The sequence below is a fragment of the Kitasatospora sp. NPDC015121 genome (assembly GCF_055562955.1).
Map to the genome: position 1 here is coordinate 23,181 of NZ_JBVHEH010000039.1, position 19,886 is coordinate 43,066.

12 protein-coding genes and 1 pseudogene are annotated in these 19,886 nt (G+C 69.3%); 7 read left to right on the plus strand and 6 right to left on the minus strand.

Translation table 11 applies throughout. The features are described 5' to 3' along the window. The first annotated feature begins 125 nt into the window (after nucleotides 1–125). Nucleotides 126–917, plus strand: coding sequence for an IS21-like element helper ATPase IstB (gene istB / locus ACZ3J7_RS36315; RefSeq protein ID WP_465627594.1), 792 nt, complete (start codon nucleotides 126–128; stop codon nucleotides 915–917). 314 nt (nucleotides 918–1,231) lie between these two features. Here the strand turns inward: istB and ACZ3J7_RS36320 are convergent, their stop codons facing one another. From ACZ3J7_RS36320 to ACZ3J7_RS36340, 5 genes and pseudogenes are all read right to left on the minus strand, one after another. Next, the gene (locus ACZ3J7_RS36320; protein WP_465627578.1) at nucleotides 1,232–1,771 is read right to left on the minus strand and encodes a Scr1 family TA system antitoxin-like transcriptional regulator; all 540 of its coding nucleotides are present in this window, start codon (nucleotides 1,769–1,771) and stop codon (nucleotides 1,232–1,234) included. Nucleotides 1,772–1,798: 27 nt separating this feature from the next. Continuing rightward, nucleotides 1,799–2,065, minus strand: a pseudogene (locus ACZ3J7_RS36325) (transposase); the annotation flags it as partial. Between the two features lie 83 nt (nucleotides 2,066–2,148). Continuing rightward, nucleotides 2,149–2,385 carry a hypothetical protein gene (locus ACZ3J7_RS36330; protein ID WP_465627579.1) on the minus strand — a complete coding sequence of 79 codons (237 nt, stop codon included), beginning with the start codon at nucleotides 2,383–2,385 and terminating at the stop codon, nucleotides 2,149–2,151. A 1,083-nt stretch (nucleotides 2,386–3,468) separates the two neighbouring features. After that, complete coding sequence (locus ACZ3J7_RS36335; protein WP_465627580.1) at nucleotides 3,469–3,894, minus strand: PH domain-containing protein; 426 nt, start codon at nucleotides 3,892–3,894, stop codon at nucleotides 3,469–3,471. Nucleotides 3,895–3,976: 82 nt separating this feature from the next. Continuing rightward, nucleotides 3,977–10,234 carry a DNRLRE domain-containing protein gene (locus tag ACZ3J7_RS36340; RefSeq protein ID WP_465627595.1) on the minus strand — a complete coding sequence of 2,086 codons (6,258 nt, stop codon included), beginning with the start codon at nucleotides 10,232–10,234 and terminating at the stop codon, nucleotides 3,977–3,979. Between the two features lie 490 nt (nucleotides 10,235–10,724). Between ACZ3J7_RS36340 and ACZ3J7_RS36345 the strand changes: the two genes are divergently transcribed. Continuing rightward, nucleotides 10,725–11,165, plus strand: coding sequence for an SMI1/KNR4 family protein (locus ACZ3J7_RS36345; protein ID WP_465627581.1), 441 nt, complete (start codon nucleotides 10,725–10,727; stop codon nucleotides 11,163–11,165). Here the strand turns inward: ACZ3J7_RS36345 and ACZ3J7_RS36350 are convergent. Next, nucleotides 11,146–11,968, minus strand: a protein-coding gene (locus ACZ3J7_RS36350; RefSeq protein WP_465627596.1) for an IS5 family transposase whose coding sequence is annotated in 2 segments (ribosomal slippage) — nucleotides 11,146–11,608 and nucleotides 11,607–11,968 — 825 coding nt in all. Because the reading frame shifts where the segments join, the coding sequence is not laid out codon by codon here. The genes ACZ3J7_RS36345 and ACZ3J7_RS36350 overlap by 20 nt on opposite strands. Before the next feature lie 496 nt (nucleotides 11,969–12,464). Here ACZ3J7_RS36350 and ACZ3J7_RS36355 point away from each other — a divergent pair. From ACZ3J7_RS36355 to ACZ3J7_RS36375, 5 genes are all read left to right on the plus strand, one after another. Further along, nucleotides 12,465–15,152, plus strand: a complete 2,688-nt coding sequence (locus ACZ3J7_RS36355) for a tetratricopeptide repeat protein (RefSeq protein WP_465627582.1) — start codon at nucleotides 12,465–12,467, stop codon at nucleotides 15,150–15,152. Between the two features lie 328 nt (nucleotides 15,153–15,480). Then, a complete protein-coding gene (locus tag ACZ3J7_RS36360; RefSeq protein ID WP_465627583.1) occupies nucleotides 15,481–15,993 on the plus strand; it encodes a helicase associated domain-containing protein in 513 nt (170 codons plus the stop codon). A 119-nt stretch (nucleotides 15,994–16,112) separates the two neighbouring features. Continuing rightward, on the plus strand, nucleotides 16,113–16,544 hold the full coding sequence (locus ACZ3J7_RS36365; RefSeq protein ID WP_465627584.1) for a hypothetical protein: 432 nt from the start codon (nucleotides 16,113–16,115) through the stop codon (nucleotides 16,542–16,544). After that, complete coding sequence (gene fxsT, locus ACZ3J7_RS36370) at nucleotides 16,541–19,084, plus strand: FxSxx-COOH system tetratricopeptide repeat protein (protein ID WP_465627585.1); 2,544 nt, start codon at nucleotides 16,541–16,543, stop codon at nucleotides 19,082–19,084. The genes ACZ3J7_RS36365 and fxsT overlap by 4 nt, the downstream gene beginning before the upstream one ends. A gap of 96 nt (nucleotides 19,085–19,180) precedes the next feature. Continuing rightward, complete coding sequence (locus tag ACZ3J7_RS36375; RefSeq protein ID WP_465627586.1) at nucleotides 19,181–19,468, plus strand: hypothetical protein; 288 nt, start codon at nucleotides 19,181–19,183, stop codon at nucleotides 19,466–19,468. Nucleotides 19,469–19,886 lie beyond the last annotated feature (418 nt).

The following is a 19,886-nucleotide window of genomic DNA, read 5'->3' on the forward strand; positions in this document are numbered from 1 at the left end:
ACCTATCCGATCCCCACGACAGCACCACCACCTCGGCCGACGGGCACTCGACGTCGGCCCCGACCTGGAAAGAGCACCGTTTCATGAACGACAGTCCCGCCCAACCGGCCGCGACGCGGCCACGGATGCAAGCACCGGCCTCCGCGGTCGCCGCGACGTCCGGCGCCGCGTTCGACGAGGCGATCGCCCTGACCCGACGGCTGAAGCTGCCGCACATCCGCCGGGCGATGGCCGAGATCATCCCGACCGCGAAGGCCCAGCGCTGGGATCCCGCCGAGATCGTGCGGGCCCTGCTCGCGGAGGAGGCGGCCGGCCGCGACGCGGCCAACCTCCGCACCCGTCGAACCCGCGCGGCCTTCCCGACCGGCAAGACCTTCCACATCTGGAACGAGGAGGCGTCCTCGATTCCGATCCCGACGCAGTCCTCGCTGCGAACGCTGGAATGGGTGGGCCGGCGCGAGAACCTCTGTGTCGTCGGACCCTCCGGGACCGGGAAGTCGCACTTCAGCGAGGCGCTCGGCCAGTCGGCGGTCGACGCCGGGATGACAGTTGCCTGGTTCACCATCGAGGACCTCGGGGCTCTGATCCGCCGTCACCGCGTCGACGACTCCGTCTCCAAGGCCATCGCCCGGATCACCCGAACCGATCTGATCATCGTTGATGACATCGGGCTCCTGCCCGTTTCACCGGACGCTGCCGAGGGCTTCTACCGCCTGGTCGATGCCGCCTACGAGCGGCGAAGTCTGGCGGTCAGCAGCAACCTTCATCCTTCTGGATTCGACGAGATCATGCCCAAGACCCTCGCCACTGCGACCGTCGACCGGCTCCTGCATCACGCTCATGTCGTCGTCACGCAGGGCGACAGCTACCGCCTCGCCGAGGCGACCACCGGACGAGGCGTCGTCCCGCTCGGCTGACCCACAAGTGGGGAGATCGGCTGTCCACCGGGGACTTTCAACGTCCGCCAGTGGGGAGATCAACTGTCCGCGAGTGGGGAACTCCTACTGTCCCTTGACACAGCTCACGGCGGGTACGGGCATGCTCGGCGATGGCCCGCTCGACACGCTCCAGAGAACTCGCCGTCCTGCGCTTGGGGCTGGTGATCACCTTGAGATTCATGCGACTCGCGTGCCCCCAATCACCCACAGGCATGCACCCCGACAACCAGACGAATCGAGGGTAGGGAGTGTGCTGCTGGGCCCTCAACGAGGTTGCGCCATCTTGCGCGACGTCACCCGAGCGCGGCTATCGCCGAGGTGATCAGCTGACGGGCCTCGGCCCCGTGGACGGCCATGGCGGCCAGGTCGGTGAAGGTGCGGACGTAGTGGGCGATCTCGCCGGGCTGGGTGATCCGCAGGTAGCCGGAGGTCAGCTCGACGGCCACCTCGGCCTCGTCGAACAGGTAGAAGTCCTCGACCGGCAGGTGCGGGCGGTCGGGCCCGGTCGGGATGACGCCGACGCTGACGAACGGGCTGGAGACGACGGCCAGCAGGTGCCCGAGCTGGGCGACCATCGTCTCCGAGTCGCACACCGTGGCACACAGCACCCACTCCTCGATGAGCAGCCCGAAGCGATGCCGGCCGGAGAACAGCATCCGCTGCCGCTCCAGGCGGACTTCCACGGCGTCGGTGACGTCGTCGACGTCGACGCGGGCACGCTGGATCGAGCGCAGCACCGCCTCGGTGTACTCGGGGGTCTGGACCATGCCGGGCAGGACTCGTGCGCGGAGACGTGTAAGGCCGGGGCGCACCGCCATGGTGTGGCAGATCATTTTCCTGGCGTTACTGACTTCGGCTTGTCAGGGTGAGATTGGGGTGTCGAGGGTCAGGCCGGTGCCGGCTGTGAAGCCGTCGAGGGTGTCGGGGCGGTACTGCAGACGTTTGAGCCGGTTGCGGACGGGTGCTCCGAGCCGGTCGAGTGCCATGACGGTGAGGTTGGCGAGGCTGTGCTTGACGTGTGCCCAGACCCACTCGACGGGGTTGAGGTCGGGCGAGTAGGCGGGAAGCGGAAAAACTGTCAGCCAGGTGCGCTGGTCAATCAACTTACGCATGACGTGGCAGACATGGCGCGGCGGGCGGCCGTTCATACGGGGTGTTCGGCTCATGGGCGGTCGACCGCGGGCGGCAGGTGCGCCCGGAGCAGGGCCGCTCACTCAGGAATCGGGTTTCCCCGCATCCTCCTGCGGTACCGGAGCAGCCAGACGATGTCGTAGAGCCCCCGGATCGCCGGATCGCCCTTCATGAGCGGCGCGAGTCCCAGTACGGCGCGGCGATTGCCGTCGACGATGGCTTCGATGCGCCAGAACGAGGTGACCAGCCCGGAGGCGAAGACCAGGGCGAAGGCCGCCGCGCCGACGCTGCCGGGTGCGCCGATCAGTCCGAGCACGACCGCGAGGAGGCAGAGCGCCGCGAGCCCGAGCCGGATCTCGCGCCGGACGGGCGGGCGTAGCCGATGAGCGGCAGGGCGGCGGCCCCTATGACGGCCGCGACCGTGGCGGCTGTCACCAAAGCCCTCCGAAGCGACCCCAGTGGGATCCGTTGATGAACGTGGCCCCGATGTCTCCGGCCGATGCGAAATGATACGAGATGGACTGACTGATCACACCCCACCCGACGCAGCGGCCAGCAGCGGCCCCGGGTGACCGGCGGCCTGGACGTCACCGTGGTCCGGCCCGGCCGGGCGGGTCGAAGATACAAGAGCTGTCGCGCACTCGGGGTCGCCGGAGCCGGAGCCAGGCCGCGCCCCGCTGCTCAGGTGCTTCGGCCAGCGCGGTAGGTGCCCGGGGGAGGCAGTCGGCTCGGACCGGCGGTGGACAAAGCCGCGCCGGGCGGGGGCCGGGTCGGGCGGTGGGGCTCGCGAGTACCGCGGTGGCGGCGGTGTAGGGGTCGATGGAGTCCGACTTCCCTGCCGCCCGGGGGCCCGACGGTCGGGTCGGTCCACCTCGGCCACGGTGATCTGGTTGGTGCGGAGGTATCGGCCGAGTTCGGCACCGGAGGAGCCGGTGCCCTCCATGCCGACAACCAGCACCTGGCCGTCGTAGCCAGTCCAGCAGATCCCGGTAGCCCGTAGGCGTTGTAGGGAAAGCCTCGGTGGCCAGGTGCCGGCCAATGGTGTCGATGACCGCGGCCTGGTGAACGTCGGTGTGGGTGTCGATCCCGCCGATCACCTCGAGATGCTGTGACATTGGTCGCCGGGTTCCTTCCGTGCGCGGCAAGTTGGCTCGCGCGCACCGGTCGGCGGACGGACACGACTGCGATGGGACCGCTCGGGTCAAGCTTCTATGAGGTCACGGTCACTGGCCGGTGCAGGCGTTGACACCACCCGGAAGGCCGACGATTCAGAACGAGGATAGCCGAAGCGTCAATCGGGGATCGGGTCAGACCCTAGAGCGGTGCTGCCCCATCCTCACTGTCGGGGATCTTGGTGTTTGGCTGCGGCCGAACACCAAGATCCCCGACAGAGTCAAGCTCAGTCGTTGAGGTGAGCTCGACGATCGGCGAGTTCGGAGTTCAGTTCGGCGACGACCCGATACGCATAGCCTCGCCCGGAGATGTGGGAGGCGTTGGCCGGCTGAACCGCGCTACAGCGGACGGCCTTTCCGTTCGTCAGCCTGATGACCAGGAAAAGGTCGAGATCGAAGTTGTCGATCTGCTCCCAGGCGATCACCTTGGTGGAGAACGCGTTGCGGACGGTCAGTTCGGTGCGGGTGGCTGTGAGTCCGGTACGGATCATCAGGACGCTGAAGGCGACGAGAAACAGTCCGGCTGCGGCCTGCGCGATGGTTTGGGCGGCGTTGTCGGAGCTGGTGGCGGACAGGGCCAAGACGAGGCCGAATCCGGCGAACAACGGCCAGAGGTAGCGGTAGGTCGGGTTCTTGTACTTCTTGGCGTCCATGGTGCTGATCCTTTGGGCGGTGTTGGTAGAAGGGGGCCGCCGACCCAGGCCGTCGCCTGGGCCGGCAGACCGTATCACTGGATCACGGGCAGCGCCCCCAGCGGATCGTGCAGGCGATCGACGGGACGGCGTACAGCGCGTTGAAGGCGTAACCGCCCCACCGGGTGGCGAAGGTGACGCCGCGCGTCAGCAGACCGACCTTTGCCCCCCAACCGATGGTGAGGGCGTTGACCGCCAGTCCTCGTTTGGTGAAGCCGTTGTGCTGGACGCCGATGGCGTAGACGGCGACAGAAGCCGCCGCGCACACGCCTACCGTTGCATAGATACAGACTCCGACGCCGACTGCCGAGGCGATCTGGCTGCGGTTGTTCCACGCCACCTTCGCACCGGTCTTGAGGCCGCCCCAGGTCGCCTTGGCGGCCTTCTTGCACCAGCTGCAGCTGAGGCGGCCATCGAGGTCGAACCTGTTCAAGGGATCGCCGTGGACGTAGTCGTAGGCATTGGCGTTGCCGCCGTACACGGGGTCGATGGACAGGAAACGGCCAGTGGCGGGGTTGTAGAGGCGAACGCCCATCAGAGCCAGGCCGGCTGGGGTGTCGGCGGCGCGCTGCTTGACGCCGAGCCAGCCGTAGCGGGTGGCTGCCTGGCCGACCCGGGACTGGCCGTACTCGTCGAAGTCGAGGACGGTGGGAGCGCCTCCGGCGAGCGGGAGCTGCAGAGTGACGTCGCCGTGCAAGTTGGCGAACTGCAGGACGACAACACTGCCGTTGGCGGTCGTTGCGCCGAGATCGCCGCCGACGCTGGCGACGTTGCGGGTGTAGTTGCCCGTGGTGTCGCCGGTCCAGCGCGGGTTGTCGCTGTCGGAGCCGTAGTGGTTGGTCTTGGTCCCGGTGGTGGTCCAGCTGCCGGAGGTGCTGGTCTCGGTGGTCCAGGTGCGCAGGCGCTGGTTGGAGTCGAGGGTCCAGGTCTGGCGGTTGGCGCCGGTGGTCTGCTGCTGGACGAGGTCGCTGGTGTAGTAAGCGACGGTGGAGCCGGGCAGCGCGGTGGTGCGGCCGAAGGCGTCGTAGGTGTGGCCGGGGTTCACCAGGCGGTCGGCGCTGTCGTAGGTGTTGCTCTGGGTGGTGGCTCCGGTGGTGGTGCAGTCGGCGCCGCGGGCGGCGACGGCGGTGGCGAGGGTGGTGCGGTTGGTGTTGTTGTCGAAGCCGTAGCTGCGGGTGGTGCAGACGGCGTCGGCGGAGGTGTCCTGGACTGTGGTGAGGCGGCCGACCTTGTCGTAGGCATAGCTCTGGGCGGCGGTCACGCCGGGAGTGCCGGTGTGGGTGGCCCACTGGCCCTGGACGGTCTCGGTGACGGTGTCGGAGACAATTACCGTGCTGTCACTGTCGCGGGTGTAGGTGCGGCCCACGGTGGTGCCGGAGGGGTCGCGGCGGTCGGTCATCGTGTAGCCGCCGGGCATGCCTTGGGTGACGGCGGTGCCGTCGGCGTCGTAGCGGGCGGTGAAGGTGCCGGCGACGGAGTCGGTGACCGAGGTGGTCAGGCCGCGGGGGTCGATGGCGGTGTCGTAGGTGTAGGTGGTAGTGGACGGGGCGCTGTCGGTGACCTTGGTGGGCCGGTCGAGGGCGTCGTACTCGGTGGTGGTGGTGGCGCCGTCGGCGTCGGTGTAGGAGGTCAGACGGCCGAGCGCGTCGTACGCCTTGGTGATGGTGCCGCCGCCGGTGGAGGTCTGCTTGGTGACCGCGCCGGTGACGCTGTCGTAGGTGGTGGTCACCGTGGGGACGGCGGTGCCGAGGCCGCCGCTGACGGTGGTGGTCACCGGGCGGCCGGCCGCGTCGGAGGTGATCGTGGTGGTGCGGGTGACGCCGTTCGCGGTCTCGTCGGTCTGGGCGGTCTGGCCGAACAGGCCGTACTGGACGGTCTTGACGGGCAGCTGGGCCGGGTTGGCGCCGCCGCCGGTGATGTCGCCGGCCGGGCTGGTCTGGCATTCCAAGTCGGCCCATTCGGGGCGGCCGGCGCAGGCGCCGGTGCCGGTGGCGGACCAGTAGGTGGTGCGGGTGGTGCCCGCGTCCGTGCCGGTCGACTTGGGCAGTTGCTTGGAGGTGACGCGGCCTTGGCCGTCGTAGCCGGTGGTGGTGGTGAGGTTCAGCCCCCCGGCGTCCTGGATCTGCTGGGTGGCGACGCCGAGGGCCCAGTCGAAGACCGACTTGTTGGTGCGGGTCTCGGCGAAGACCTCGGGCCAGGCGCGCGGGGCACCGCCGGTGACGGTGGTGGTGACCTGGTCCTTGACCTTGGCGCTGCCGTCGGTGGGGCGGCCCTCGTCGTAGGTCTTCACGGTGCGGGTGCGGGCGACGGTCTGGGTGCCGGCCTTGGCGACCGTCGCCCCGCCGGAGACGACGTCGGCGGCCAGGGTGACGCGGTGCAGCGGGCCGGAGTTCTCCGTCTCTCGCTGACCGTCGGCGCTATAGACGCTGGTGGTAGACAGCAGTTGGGCGCGCTCGCCGCTGGGCAGGGAGTTGATGCCGAGGTCGGCGAGCTGTGCTTTGGCGGCGTCGGTGGTGCCGAGGGCGAGTTCGCGGTTGGCGGCGGTCAGTGTGCGGACGCCGTTGCCCCACTTGTCGTACTCGGTGGTGGTGATGCGGTGGCCGGGGGAGGCGGTGTTGACCTGGCGGCCGGAGGCGTTGAGGTAGTTGACGGTGGCCCGGGTGTAGTCGCCCGCGTTCAGGTCGGCGCCGCTGTTGGTGGCGGGGATCTGGTCGGCGGGGAAGACGGCGGTGGCGTCGGTGGGCAGGTCGCTCTGGCCCCATCGGGCGCCGGCGGTGACCGACAGGTCCTCGGGGGCCTTGCTGCCGCTGGTCGGGACGCCGTAGACGACGGTGGTGGTGGCGGTGCCGTTGGTGGTGTTGGTGCCCGGGGCGAGGGTGTTGGTCCACACCTTGGTGAGCATGCCGTCGCCGGCGGCCGGGTTGGCCGCGACGTTGCCGTACTCCATGTGGTAGCCGCCGTTCGAACCGGCCGGCCACACCGCGTACAGGGCACCGTCCGCGGTAGCGCGGGTGTAGTAGGAGTACTGGGTCCAGGTGGACTGGCCCTTGCGCGGGTCCCACTCCTGCCGGAGGCGGCCGAGGTTGTCGTAGCGGTAGGCGGCGACGTCGGTGGCGGTCGAGGAAGCGGCGCCCGGGGCGGTGGCCCACAGCTTGATGGTGGATACCTGGCCGGTGAAGTCGCCGGTCTCCGCGTAGTCGATGCCGGTGGCCGTGGTGGAGCCAGCGTAGACGAACTGCAGGACGCGGCAGCCCTTGGTGGACGGGTCGGCGGTGCAGGCGGCCGCGGTGGCGGCGGAGGTCGGCGCGATCAGGTACTTCGGCCGGGCCAGGGTCTTGCCGCCGACCACGGTCTTCTCGGAGATGACGGTGGTGGTGGAGTTGGCCAGGCCGTCCAGCAGGCTGGAGGTGACCGTCCAGGTAGCGGCGGCGGGGTCGACCTTGGAGAAGGTGGTGACGGTGCCCTCGGTGTCGGAGAGCGTGAAGTCGCCGGAGGCGAAGGAGCCGCGCAGAGTCAGGTCCTCGCTGCCGGGCTCGGGCACCCATCCGTTTCCGGCCGCGTTGGCGGTGAACGAGATGGTGTCGCCCTCGGCGAGGACCACGTCCAGCGAGGTGTTGGAGGTCTTGCGGATCTCGGTGTAGCCGGACTGGGAGATCTCGGAGGCCACACCGGAGGTCCAGTTGGGGCCGAAGATCGGCGCCTGGCCGTCCTTGTTCGCCGGGGCATTCGGGTCGCGCGAGGAGTGCGTGCGGCCCACTGTCAGGCCGAAGAACGAGGCGTCGGTAGCGGAGACGCTGAAGTCACCGGTGAGCAGGTTGAGCGAGCCGGGGCCGACCTGCTGCGTCGCGGCGCCGGACGCCTTGCGGTCGACGACAGCCTTGATCGGCTCGGAGGAGACCGCGGCGCCGTTGGGCCCGGTGAAGTCCGCGCGCAGCTGGACGGTGCCGTCGGGGTTGACGGTGGAGGTGGCGTTCCAGGTCAGCGAAGGGCTCTTGCCGGCGTTCAGCGCGACGGGCCAGGTCACCGGGGTGCCGCCGTTGGTGACGTCGGCGGCCGGGATCGTCGTCCAGGGGTCGGCGTCGGAGCGGCGCCAGGAGAAGGAGACGGCGTTGTACTTGGCGGCGTCGGCTTCGGCGATCAGCGGGAGGCGGGCGGCGGTGCGGGTGCCGTCGTTGGGCGAGATGACGCCGCCGGCGCCGACCTGGAAGGTGTACGACACCGCCTCGGACTTGTTCTCGGCCTTGTCGGCGGCCCGGACCTGGAGGGTCTGGGTGCCGGCCTTGTCCGGGGTGACGGTCAGGGCCACCGGTGCGGTCGAGCCGCTGGTGGGGACCTTCGTCCAGTTGGTGCCGTCGAGCGTCCACTCCAGGGCGCTCTGGTCACCGGACGGCGGGGTCACCGTGAACACTCCGGACTGGCCGGCGCCCTTGACCCACTTCCCCGACGGGTAGTCGGTGGAGGTGACGGCGCCGGGCGCGGACGGCGCGGAGGTGTCGACGGTGAAGTACGCCCACGGCGACCAGGACACGTTGTAGTGCGTGCCGTCGAACGGTGAGGTGCGGAACTTGTACGTCTTGCCGTTGGTCAGCAGCCCGGTCGGGACGGTGACCGAGGCGGGCGAGCCGGCCGCGACGAACGGGGAGACCAGCGGGTTGCCCACCTGCGTGCCGGTGTCGTTGTCGAAGACCTGGAAGGTGCCGTTGACCTTGTCGTTGTTCGGGTCGGCGAAGGTGTCGCGCAGCGTCGGGGTGGTCGAGTTGACCCACCAGGTGCCGTTCCCGTCCTTGTAGAACGGGGAGCCGGCTTGCTGGTCGGTGCCGGTGCGGGGGCGGTAGTTGTAGGTGACCGTCAGCTTCGGCACGTTGGAGCCGGCCTCGGAGGAGTTGACCTCCTTCCAGTACTTGGTGTTCGTCTCGTCCGGGGCGCGCAGGCCCATGCCGGAGGTGGCCTTCTTCGCCGAGGTCCAGGTCTGCACCAGGTTGGTGACGTCGGCGTTGATCCAGCCGTCGTTCTGGCAGCCGGTGCGGCCCGCGGTCTCCGTCGAGGACGCCAGCTTGGAGGTCCAGGCCGGCTGCGAAGTCCACCGGGAGGCGGTCGACGCCAGCCCGGCGTCGTACACGTCCCAGGCGTAGCCCGCGCAGTCACTGTTGCCGGAGTGGAAGTTCCACAGCGACACGGTCGCGTTCATCACCAGCGCGTCCGCGATCGGCGCGGTGTTCCAGTTGATGTAGGCCCGGGCCTCACGCGAGGTGCCGTCGGCGTTCTTGGTGCCCGGGTTGCCCCAGTACAGCTCGGTGTCCGCCGACCAGTCGACGCTCTCGCCCTTCTGCACCCGGGTGTCGAACACATCGCCCAGTGCGATCGTCGACGGGTCGACGGTCACCGGGTACCGGGTCTTCGCATCGGCGAGGAACGCCGCGTCCGGGGTGAACACCAAATCGAGGTTCTCACCCCGCTGGACGACCTTCAGGTCGACCTTCGCCCGGTTCGGGTGCTCGTGCGAGCCCTCCGCCGCAGTGGCGGCGTCCCACATCACCGGCGCGGGCAGCACGGCCTTCTTCTCGCCGGTCTTCCGGTCGGTGAACAGCACACTGCCGTCCGCCTGCGCCTCGGCCTTCAGGCCCTTGGCCTTCAACGGCATCGTGTACGAGTAACCGGCCGCCGCCGGGCGCTGCTTGAGGACCGTGTACTGCTCGTAGCCGGTCCGGGTGGCCTCGACCACCAGGTCGGCGGCGCCGTCGCTGATCGCGTCCGGGTAGGTCGCCTTCGCCCCGTCCAATACGGGCTCGGGCAGGCCACCCTTCCACTGCAGCTCGACCTGCTGGTCGCCCTCGCCGAGCGACACCAGCGTGCGGTCCTCGCCCTTGCCGGCCTGCGAGTCCGCGAACGACTTCGCGCGGATACCGCCCGGCGCCGCCAGCTTGAGACCGCCCGGGTGCGCCTTCGGCGCCACCGAACCGTCCATCTGCCGCTGCAGCGTCAAGTCGACGTCCGCCCACTTGCCCTCGCGCTGGAAGCGCACCGGGCCCGCGAACAGCTCACTGGTCAGCGAACCGTCCTTGTTCACCCACGTCGTCGACGTCTCGGACCGCTCGGACAACGCCTCCACCCGCTGCCCGGACAACCGCGCCGCGACTCGCGCCGACGGTATGTCAGCAGCCTCCGTGGCCCACGTGGGGCTCTGCGCCCCACCGGACTTGTCCGGCTTCGGCGCAGCCAGCGCATCCTCCGTCCCTGCCAGCAGGGACATCGACACGGCGAGCGCCAACACGGCGCTCACCCCCCGCATGCCCGGCGGCATCATCCGCCCAACACGCCCTGATCTGCGGTTTTGCACGCGAACTCCCTGTCTTCGACTCGCCACTTCGGCGAGAGAAAACGGATCGTACACAGGGAATAAATGCGACATATTGCAGTTAGCCATGACAAGGCTGCCTAGGCGGTCACCTTGGGGGTCGCGGTCGTTATTCAAGCGGAATATGAAGCTCAGGGAACTCCCAGGTAAAGGTAGAGTGATGATGATGTGTGCAGATTTGCCATGGCGACACTGGAGCCCAGCTCTGATCACACCTGGGTCCTTAGACGCCGTTTCCTTTGGTGTTTGGCAGTGGGCTGGCCGTGTCGGCGTCGTACCGCTGTGGCAGTCTGCTCGGGTGGATGATCTCGTTGGTACTCAGGCACCGTGTCGCCCTCTGGCCGGCCCGGATGAGGCGGTGGTGGAGCTTGAACGGGCTGTGCCCGGCCTGGCGTCCCACCGTCGCCCGGCACCTCAGAGCCTTGACTGGTCCCGGTTGGAAGGTGAGTTGGGGACGGCTCTGCCTGCCGACTACAAGCTGCTCTGCGAGTACTACCCACGCTTCGAGCTGAGCGACTTCATGTGCGTCAGCCGACCGATGCCCGGCGAAGAGGTGGCATGGGTGCACGGAATCCACGAGACGCTGGAGACCATCGCCGAGTGGTGCGAGGACGCTGATCTGGCCGTGGCGATGCATCCCTATCCGGCGCCGGGCGGTCTGCTTCCCTGGGCCGGCTCCAACCAGGGAGACTTCTTCCTGTGGACCACCGACCCTGCCGGGCCCGAAGGTTGGATCGTCACCGTGGCCTCGCGCAGCGGCGGCTGGTGGCACTACACCGGTGGGGTCGTCCAGTTCCTGGCCGATCTGGTCAGTGGTGCCCTGGAGCCGTGGGCGCTGCCGAGGGTCCGTCCGGAGATCACCTGGGTGGATGGGTGAGGCGGCGGTAGCAGATGAGGGTGGCCGCGATGCCGGCGAAGGCGAGGAAGTGCTCGGCCTTGCGCTCGTAGCGGCGGTGCAGGCGCCGGCATCCGGATAGCCAGGACATGGTGCGCTCGACAACCCAGCGGTGGTGGCCCAGGCGCTGGGAGGACTCGACGCCGCGGCGGGCGATGCGCGGGGTGATGCCGCGTCCGCGCAGCCATCGCCGCAGGTGGTCGTAATCGTAGCCCTTGTCCCCGTGGAGCTTGGCGGGCCGGCGTCGGCGAGGTCCGCGCCGAGAACGGATGGGCGGGATGCCGAGCACCAACGGCTCCAGGGCCTGGCTGTCGTGGAGGTTGGCTCCGGAGATGGCGAGCGAGATCGGCAGGCCGTTGCGGTCGCAGATCAGGTGGATCTTCGATCCGTTCTTGCCGCGGTCGGTCGGATTCGGTCCGGTCAGAGGCCCCCTTGAGGGCGCGGATGCTCACCGAGTCGATGGCGCTCCGCGACCAGTCCAGCGTCCCCTGGGCGCCGAGCTCGTCCAGCACGACCCGGTACAGTCGGGCCCAGACCCGGTCCCGGCTCCACTGCGCGAGACGCCGGTAGACCGTCTGCCGGCAGGCCCCGAAGATCGGTGGGAGCTGTCGCCAGGTGCAGCCCGAGGTCGCCACGAACACGATCGCAGCGAGCACCTCCCGGTCCCCGGCTCGCCGTCGGCCCCCGCCCTGCGGCCGGTGCACGACCGTCAGCGGCACCACCCGTCGGAACAATTCCCACAGCTCGTCCGGGACCAGTCGCTCAACAAGACTCTCCACGACCAGCCAAACGACTCCGAAGCACCAAAAGAAACGATGTCTTATGCATGTGGGACATCAGGTCCTCGTCTTGCGGGATGTGGTGAGTAGGGGTCAGCCGACCGGCTTGACCACCACGCTCTCGGCTGGGAAAGGCCCGTGGACGATCTGCGGATGCATCCGGAGCGTTCCGGAAACGGGACCGCGTTCATGCAGGTGGGCACTAGAGTTGGACTCCGGTTCGACGGACGATCACGGACCAACGCGGACACCGGCGGATCACCTTGTCGGCCACCGGCACGTATCCAGGTACCGGGGGTCTGGTGGGCTCGTCCTGGGGGCTGTCTACGTACGGGGTGGGACGGGGACTGCTGCTGCAGCCGACTACCGGGGCTGGCTTCCGGGGTGAGAGGGGAACACGTTGGCTGGTGAGAGTGCGCAGGCGCAGCGGGTGCTGCGGGAGTTTGGGCAGCGGTTGGATCAGTTGCGTCGGGATGCCGGTAATCCGAGTGGGCCTCAGCTCATGGCTGCGGATGAGGAGAGGAAGCTCACGGCGACGGCGATCAGTGAGTTGCAGAAGGGCCGGTCCGGGGTCTTCCGTGTGTACGATTGGGATTTTGTTTCCGCGTTCGTCTGTGCTTGCAGGAAGCATGACGAGCAGAATGTGCAGGTTCTGACGGCGGCCCGCACGGATCTCGTTGAATGGAAGACTTCCTACACCCGGCTGGTCACGCTCGTCGAGGAATTCGACCGCATTAGCAAAGAGGAAAATCCGGGCACAAGACGGGAGGCGCCTGCCGCTGCCTCGGGCGGTCTCGCGCCGCCGCTGCTGGCTCCGCCGCCGCGGGTGCCGGACGGCTTCACCGGACGGGGGCAGGAGCTGGAGGACCTGCTGGCGCTCCTGAACCCCTCGCCTGGCGCGGGGTGTGAGGGCGAGGGCGAGCAGGCTGTTGTGGTGGCTTCCGTGCTCGGGATGGGCGGGATGGGTAAGACCACCCTCGGCCTCGCCACCGCCCACACGGCCCTTGCGCGTGGGGTGTTCACGGGTGTGCTGTTCCTGGACCTGCACGGCTATGACGACAGCACCCTCGATGTCGGCCAGGCCTTGGACAGCGCGCTGCGTGCCCTGGGTACGGAGACGGAGCAGATCCCGCCCGAGACCGATCAGCGCGCCGCCCTCTACCGGGCCCAGCTCGCCGCGCGGACCCGGGCCGGGGAGCGGGTCCTGGTCCTCGCCGACAACGCCTGCCGTGCCGACCAGGTCCGGCAGCTGGTCCCCTCCGGTGGGCCGCACCGTCTGCTGGTCACCTCCCGCGACGACTTCGCCCCCACAATCGGCGCACGCCTCGTGGACCTCGACGTCCTCTCCCCCGAGCGGGCTGTCGAACTGATGGACACTGCGTTGCGGCTCACCCTGCCCAAGGACGAGCGGATCCGCGCCGACCCCGAGGGGGCGGCCAGGGTCGCCGAGCTGTGCGGGTACCTGCCGCTCGCGCTGCAGATCGCCACCGCCCAGCTGGTGGCCGAACGCGGCCTGAAGCCGGGTCGGCTCGCCGAGTATCTGGAGGATCTCGGTGAGCGGCTCGATCAGTTGGAGGACGGGGGGCGTGCGGTGCGCACCGTGCTGGAGCGCTCCTACCAGCGGCTGGCGCCCACCCACGCCGAGTTGTTCCGTCTCCTAGCGGTCAACCCCGGGCCGGATCTGTCCACCGAAACCGCCGCGGCCTTCACCGGTGTCGGCAAGCTCAAGGACGTCCGGGCGCGGTTGATCGCCCTGTCCAGGGCCAGCCTGATCCGCCAAGACCCCGACACTCAGCGGTGGCGCATGCACGACCTCGTGCGCGCCTACGCCACCGAACAAGCCGCCCGACACCCCGCCCATACCGCTGCGGCCCTGCACCGCCTCCTCGAGTACTACACCCTCACCACACGAGACGCGGACGCACACGTGGACATGACGGACGCCAGAAGGCGTGACCTGCGCTTGGGGCGACGGTTTGCCGGGCGGACGGAGGCATCGGGGTGGCTGGACGCGGAGCGCGCCAACCTCGTGGCCGCCGTCCACACCGCCCACGCTGCCGGCCGCCACGGCATCGCCCAGGACCTCGCCTCCCATCTCGGCGTCTATCTCGGTCTGCGTCACCATCTCGAAAGCCGCCTGGAGGTCGCCGAGATCGGCCTCGCCGCGGCACGCGAGAGCCGCGCCCCGGCCGGAGAGGCCGGCTCCTGGAACAACCTCGGCAGCGCGCTGCAGGAACTACGCCGCTTCGAGGAAGCCGAACAGGCTCACCGCACCGCCCTCACCCAATACCAGGCGCTCGGCGACAACCACGGCGAAGCCACTGCCTGGAACAACCTCGGCAGCGCGCTGCAGGAGGTGCGGCGCTTCGAGGAAGCCGAACGGGCCTACCGCACCGCCCTCACCCAATACCAGGCGCTCGGCGGCCACCACGGCGAAGCCACTGCCTGGAACAACCTCGGCAGCACGCTGCAGGGCCTGCGCCGCTTCGAGGAAGCCGAACAGGCCCACCGCACCGCCCTCACCCAGCACCAGGCCCTCGGCGACCACCACGGCGAAGCCATCGCCTGGAACAACCTCGGCAGCGCACTGCAGGAACTACGCCGCTTCGAGGAAGCCGAACAGGCCCACCGCACCGCCCTCACCCAGCACCAGGCCCTCGGCGACCTTCACAGCGAAGCCATAGTCTGGGACAACCTCGGCGGCGTGCTGCAGGAACTACGCCGCTTCGAGGAAGCCGAACAGGCCCACCGCACCGCCCTCACCCAGCACCAGGCCCTCGGCGACCACCACGGCGAAGCTATCGCCTGGGACAACCTCGGCATCGCACTGAAGGACTTGCGGCGTTTGGAGGAAGCCGAACAGGCCCACCGCACCGCCCTCACCCAGTACCAGGCCCTCGGCGACCACCACGGCGAAGCTATGGCCTGGAGCAACCTCGGCACCGCCCTGCGTGCGCGTGGTGAGAGCGGACGGGCGGTGGAGGCCGGTGAGCGCGCCGTTGCTCTGTTCGAGGGGCTGGGAGACCAGTACCGGCTGGGGGAAGCGTTGGACGAGTTCGCCGACTCCCTGCTCGCTGCCGGTCGGCCGGCGAGCGAGGTACAGACCGTGCGGGAGCGATCGGCTGCGGCGTACCGCAGAGCAAATGCCGAAGACGAAGCCGTCAAGGTGCTGGAGAAGACGACCGAGTAGCCGACCAGTGCCGGAGGAGCCTGGTCCACGCGGGCCGGTCGTGCGGTCACCGTGATCCCCGTGGAGTCGCTCGGTGAGTCTGCGCGGTTCGAGATGGTCTTTCCTGGGCGCGGACGTGGGCGCGCAAACACTACTGTTCGCTGGCCGTTCCGGCGCGGGTGTTGATCGGCAACGACTTCGCCTTGGGGCAGTGGCTGGCCCGGTTGCGGACGGCCGCCGAGGTGCCGGAGGGCGAGCCGGGCGCGCTGGACCGGCCTGGCGGGAGGCGCTGGAGGAGATAGACCCGCACTGGGCGCCGCGCTGGCCGATCACCTGGCAGGGTGCCTGCGTGGCGGCGCGGACCTGGTGGCAGAAGGCGGACGGCCGGGTCGACTGGGCCGTGCTCCCGGCGGAGACGGTGTTCGAGGGCGAGCAGCTCGGGCACTGGGTCGCCGCCCAGCGCGGGGTGTTCGCGGACCTGGAGCAGGAGCAGCAGGACCTGCTCGTCGCCATCGGCATCGAGGAGGACCCGGCGCTGGCGCAGGCCGCCGCGGTGAAGAAGGCGCGGAAGGCGGCGGCCGCGGGCTGGCCGAAGAAGCCGACGGTGTCGCGGGCCGACCGGTTCGCCCTCGGGCTGGCCGCGCTCGCCCAGTTCGTCGCCCGGGAGGGCCGGGGCAAGCCGGTGCCCCGGTCGCACGTGGAGGTGCTGGAGCAGGTGGTGGCCGGCCCGGACGCGGTGGAGACCACCGAAGCAACCCCGGTGAAGCTGGGGAGCTGGGTGGGCAACCAGCGCACCCGCCGGGCCTCGCTGAGTGAGGAGCCGATCGCGGCTCTCGCCGAGCACGGCCTGGTGCTCGGGTAGCCGGCGCCGAACAACGGCGGGGCCGTCATCCCGCGGGCGGCATGTCCGCATTCCGGCTGAATCGCGGAGCCAAGGAGGAGATGTGCAACAGGTCCGCTGCGGTCGGGAGTTGGACGTACGTGATCATGCTGGAGGGGTGGAACGATAATGGCATGACTGGTTTGCAGCGGATGTGTTGGTGGGCACTGGGCGTCGTGGGTGCGGGCGCGTCGGCGGGGGCGGTGTGGTGGGTGACGGGCACGCACCCGGACGGCGCCGGGCAAGCGTGGGGCGCAGTGAGCGCGGTGACTGGGGTCGCCGCGGTCGTGGTGGCGTTGTGGCAGTTGCGCACCAACACACCCACCCCCACTCCCCCAGCCCCGCAAGTCGAGCCGATGACCGGCAGCGGTGGCGCAATCGTCGCTGGCGGGGATGTGGCCGGCTCCTCGACCTCCGCCAGCGGCACCGCCCCGGCCTCCGGCCCCGGACCGACGTCGGGGACGCACGGCAGCACCGGGGCCATCGTTGCACGCGGCAACGTGACCAACTCCCAGACGGAACAGCGTCCGTGAAGTGGTTCAAGAAGAAGGCTACGCGACAAGACCATGACAACATGGAGGCGGAAGCCAGCGCAAATCTCCACGAGCTGGGTGTCGAGCATGAGGCCGTAGGCAACTGGCAGGAAGCCGGAGCGGGGCAGTGGGGCAGCGGGGGTGCGATCGTCGCGGGCGGGAACGTCGTCAACTCCCCTACCTACTCAGTGCAGGCCGAACACGCTCTCGTGCTGCCAGTGGAGGCGTTCACTCCGATCCCGCCGGACGCCGCAAAAGGGGTCTCGAACATCCCCGGCGGGCTGTTCGTCGGCCGCACCGAAGAACTCGCCCTCCTAGAGCAGGCGTTCGAGCGGGCGGGCGAGGTGGTGGTCCATGCCGTCCACGGCCTGGGCGGGATCGGCAAGAGCGCCCTCGCCGCCCACTGGGCCTCACGGCGCAACGAGTCGCTAAGGTGGCGGATCACCGCCGACACCCCCACCGCACTGCAGGCCGGACTCGCCGAACTCGCCCGAACCCTGAAGCCCGCACTCGCGGGCCTGCCCGAAGACCAGCAGACGCAGCGCGCGGTGGCCTGGCTGGCCAGAAACGGCGGGTGGCTGCTGGTACTGGACAACGTCGAGGACCCCGCCCACATCGCACCTCTGCTGGAGCGTGTTCCTCGTGGGCGGGTCCTGATCACCACCCGGCGCGCGAGCGGCTGGCATCACCATGCCACCACTGTCCGACTCGGTGTCCTCACCGAGGACGACGCCGTGGACCTGTTCGTCCGGGTCCTCACCCACGACGGCCCCCGGTCCTCGGACGGCGCCGGAGCGGTATGCGAGGAGGTCGGCCACCTGGCGCTGGCCGTCGAGCAGGCTGCCGCGTACTGCGCGCAGACCGGAACGGTTCCGAGCAGGTATCTGGAGATGCTGGCCCAGTATCCGGCCGACATGCTCGCCGCGGGCGGGGAGGGCACCGACTCCGACCGGACCGTGGCCCGGATCTGGCGCCTGACCCTGGACCGCCTCACCGACACCCCCCTCGCCGGAGAGATCCTACGGATCCTGGCCTGGTACGCCCCCGACCGCATCCCCCGCCATCTCCTGGACCCCCTCGGCGCTCCGCCCGAAGTCGCCACCGCGATCGGCCGGCTCCTCGCCTACAACATGATCACCGGTAGCCCGGACGGCACCCTCACTGTCCACCGCCTCGTCCAGACCCTCGCCCGCACCCCCGCCCCCGACGACCCCCACCGCCAGAACGGCGACATCACCACTGCCCTCCACCAGGCCACCCTGTGCCTACAGGTCGCGCTGTTGCTCGACCCGGACCAACCCGCGCAGTGGTCGGCCCTGCGCGCCCTGCTTCCCCACGTCGACGCCCTCGCCGATCACACCTCTGCGAGCACCGACAGCGAGAACACCGCCGCCGTCTTCGACGCGGCCGGCTACTTCCTCAACCAGCAGGGACAGGCGCGGCGCGCCGTCAACCACCTGAGCCGCTCCCTCAACACCAGGAAGCAACTCCTGGGCGAGGACGCACCTGACACCCTCAACTCCCGCAACGAACTCGCCAACGCCTACCAGGACGCCGGCGACGTCCAACGCGCCGTCCCCCTCTTCGAACAGAACCTGCTGTCCATGATCCGGATCTTGGGTTGGGACAGACCCGGGACCCTTACCGCCTGCAACAACCTGGGCAACGCCTACCGGGTGGCAGGCAACCTCACCCGCGCCATCCCTCTCCTTGAGCAGACCTTGCAGGCCACGGCGCGGATCCTAGGCGAGGACTCACCCGACACCCTCACCACCCGCAACAACCTCGCCAACGCTTACCAGGACGCCGGCGACGTCCAACGCGCCATCCCCCTCTTCGAACAGACCCTCGAAGGCCGGGTCAGGATCTTGGGCGAGGACGCGCCCGACACCCTCGCCTCCCAAAACAACCTCGCCAACGCCTACCGGGCCGCAGGCGACTTCCCCCGTGCCATCGCCATCCACGAACCGACCCTGCGGTCCATGATCCGAGTGCTGGGCAAGGACGCCCCCTACACCCTGCATTCCCGCAACAACCTCGCCCAGGCCTACCAGGACGCTGGCGACCTTCACAGCGCCATCCCCCTGTTCGAACAGAACCTCAAAGAACGGATCAGGATCCTGGGCGAGGACGCGCCCGACACTCTCACGTCCAAAAACAACCTCGCCCACGCCTACCACCAGACCGGGCGCACCGACGAGGCCGTTGACCTGCTGCGGTCCGTGATGGAGGACAGGACGCGGGTTCTCCGGGCTGGTCACCGGGAGACGATGGCTTCGCGTGTGAATCTGGCGATGATCCTGACCGAACGGGGATATTCCCTTCTACCCGACGACAAAACGGGCGCTTGGCGGGATGGCGCCGAGGTGGTCCAGGCCGTTGGCCCGCACCTTATCGACAATCCAAGCCTGTACGGGCCGCTGCTCGCACGCGCTTACCTCCTGGCCGCCGATGCTCTGGACGTCGACGGACAACCCGACGCCGCCCACGAATACCGCCAACGCGCCACCCACACCGCGCAGGCGACAACGAACCAGTAGGGGAGCCGAACGAACCGGCACCGGGCTGGAAGCATGCCTTAAGAGATCAGTTCGTACGGGGTAACGGTCTGGCCGATCACCTGGCAGCGCGCCTAGGTGGCGGCGCGGACCTGGTGGCAGGAGGCGGTCTCGCGGGCCGACCGGTTCGCGCTCGCGGTGGCCGCGTTCGCCCAGTTCGTCGCCCGGGAGGGCCGGGGCAAGCCCGTGCCCCGGTCGCACGTGGAGGTGCTGGAGCGGGTGGTGGTCGGCCCGGACGCGGTGGAGAGCATCGAGGCGGCCCCCATCAATCTCGGGAGCTGGGTGGGCAACCAGCGCACCCGCCGGGCCACGCTGAGCAAGGAGCAGATCGCGGCGCTGGCCAAGCACGGCCTGGTGCTCAGGTAGCCGGCGCCGAACAACGGCGGGGCCGTCACCTCCTGGAGGTGACGGCCCCGTTGTGTTTGCGGGGACGGTGTCAACCGTTCTCCTCAATGGTGAAAAGGATCCAGTCCTGCACGAAGAACTCCTTCTCGTAGGCCAGGTTCCAGGGCTCCCGGTGGCCGCTGTGCTGGCAGCGGACGAGCAGGCGCACGGGCTGCTCCCTGTACTCCTGTTCCCAGTAGCCGAGGTCGCTCCAGTAGGGAGGTGTCGTGCGCTGGAGTTGGAGGAAGCCCGCGCCGACCTGGACGCCGCACGCTCCGCCAACCGGGACCTGACCCGGGCCCTGAACCAACGCGGCAGCGAGAACACCTGACCACAACCGGCCACGCAGCCGCCCGACGACTCGCCCAGCAGCGTCGTGCGCCCCCTCACTGCCCAAAGC

Coding starts and splice junctions, on each gene's coding strand:
- ACZ3J7_RS36355 (WP_465627582.1), top strand. CDS start 12,465: ATGGCTGCGGATGAGGAGAGGAAGCTCACGGCGACGGCGATCAGTGAG.
- ACZ3J7_RS36320 (WP_465627578.1), bottom strand. CDS start 1,771: ATGATCTGCCACACCATGGCGGTGCGCCCCGGCCTTACACGTCTCCGC.
- istB (WP_465627594.1), top strand. CDS start 126: ATGCAAGCACCGGCCTCCGCGGTCGCCGCGACGTCCGGCGCCGCGTTC.
- ACZ3J7_RS36340 (WP_465627595.1), bottom strand. CDS start 10,234: ATGCCGCCGGGCATGCGGGGGGTGAGCGCCGTGTTGGCGCTCGCCGTG.
- ACZ3J7_RS36335 (WP_465627580.1), bottom strand. CDS start 3,894: ATGGACGCCAAGAAGTACAAGAACCCGACCTACCGCTACCTCTGGCCG.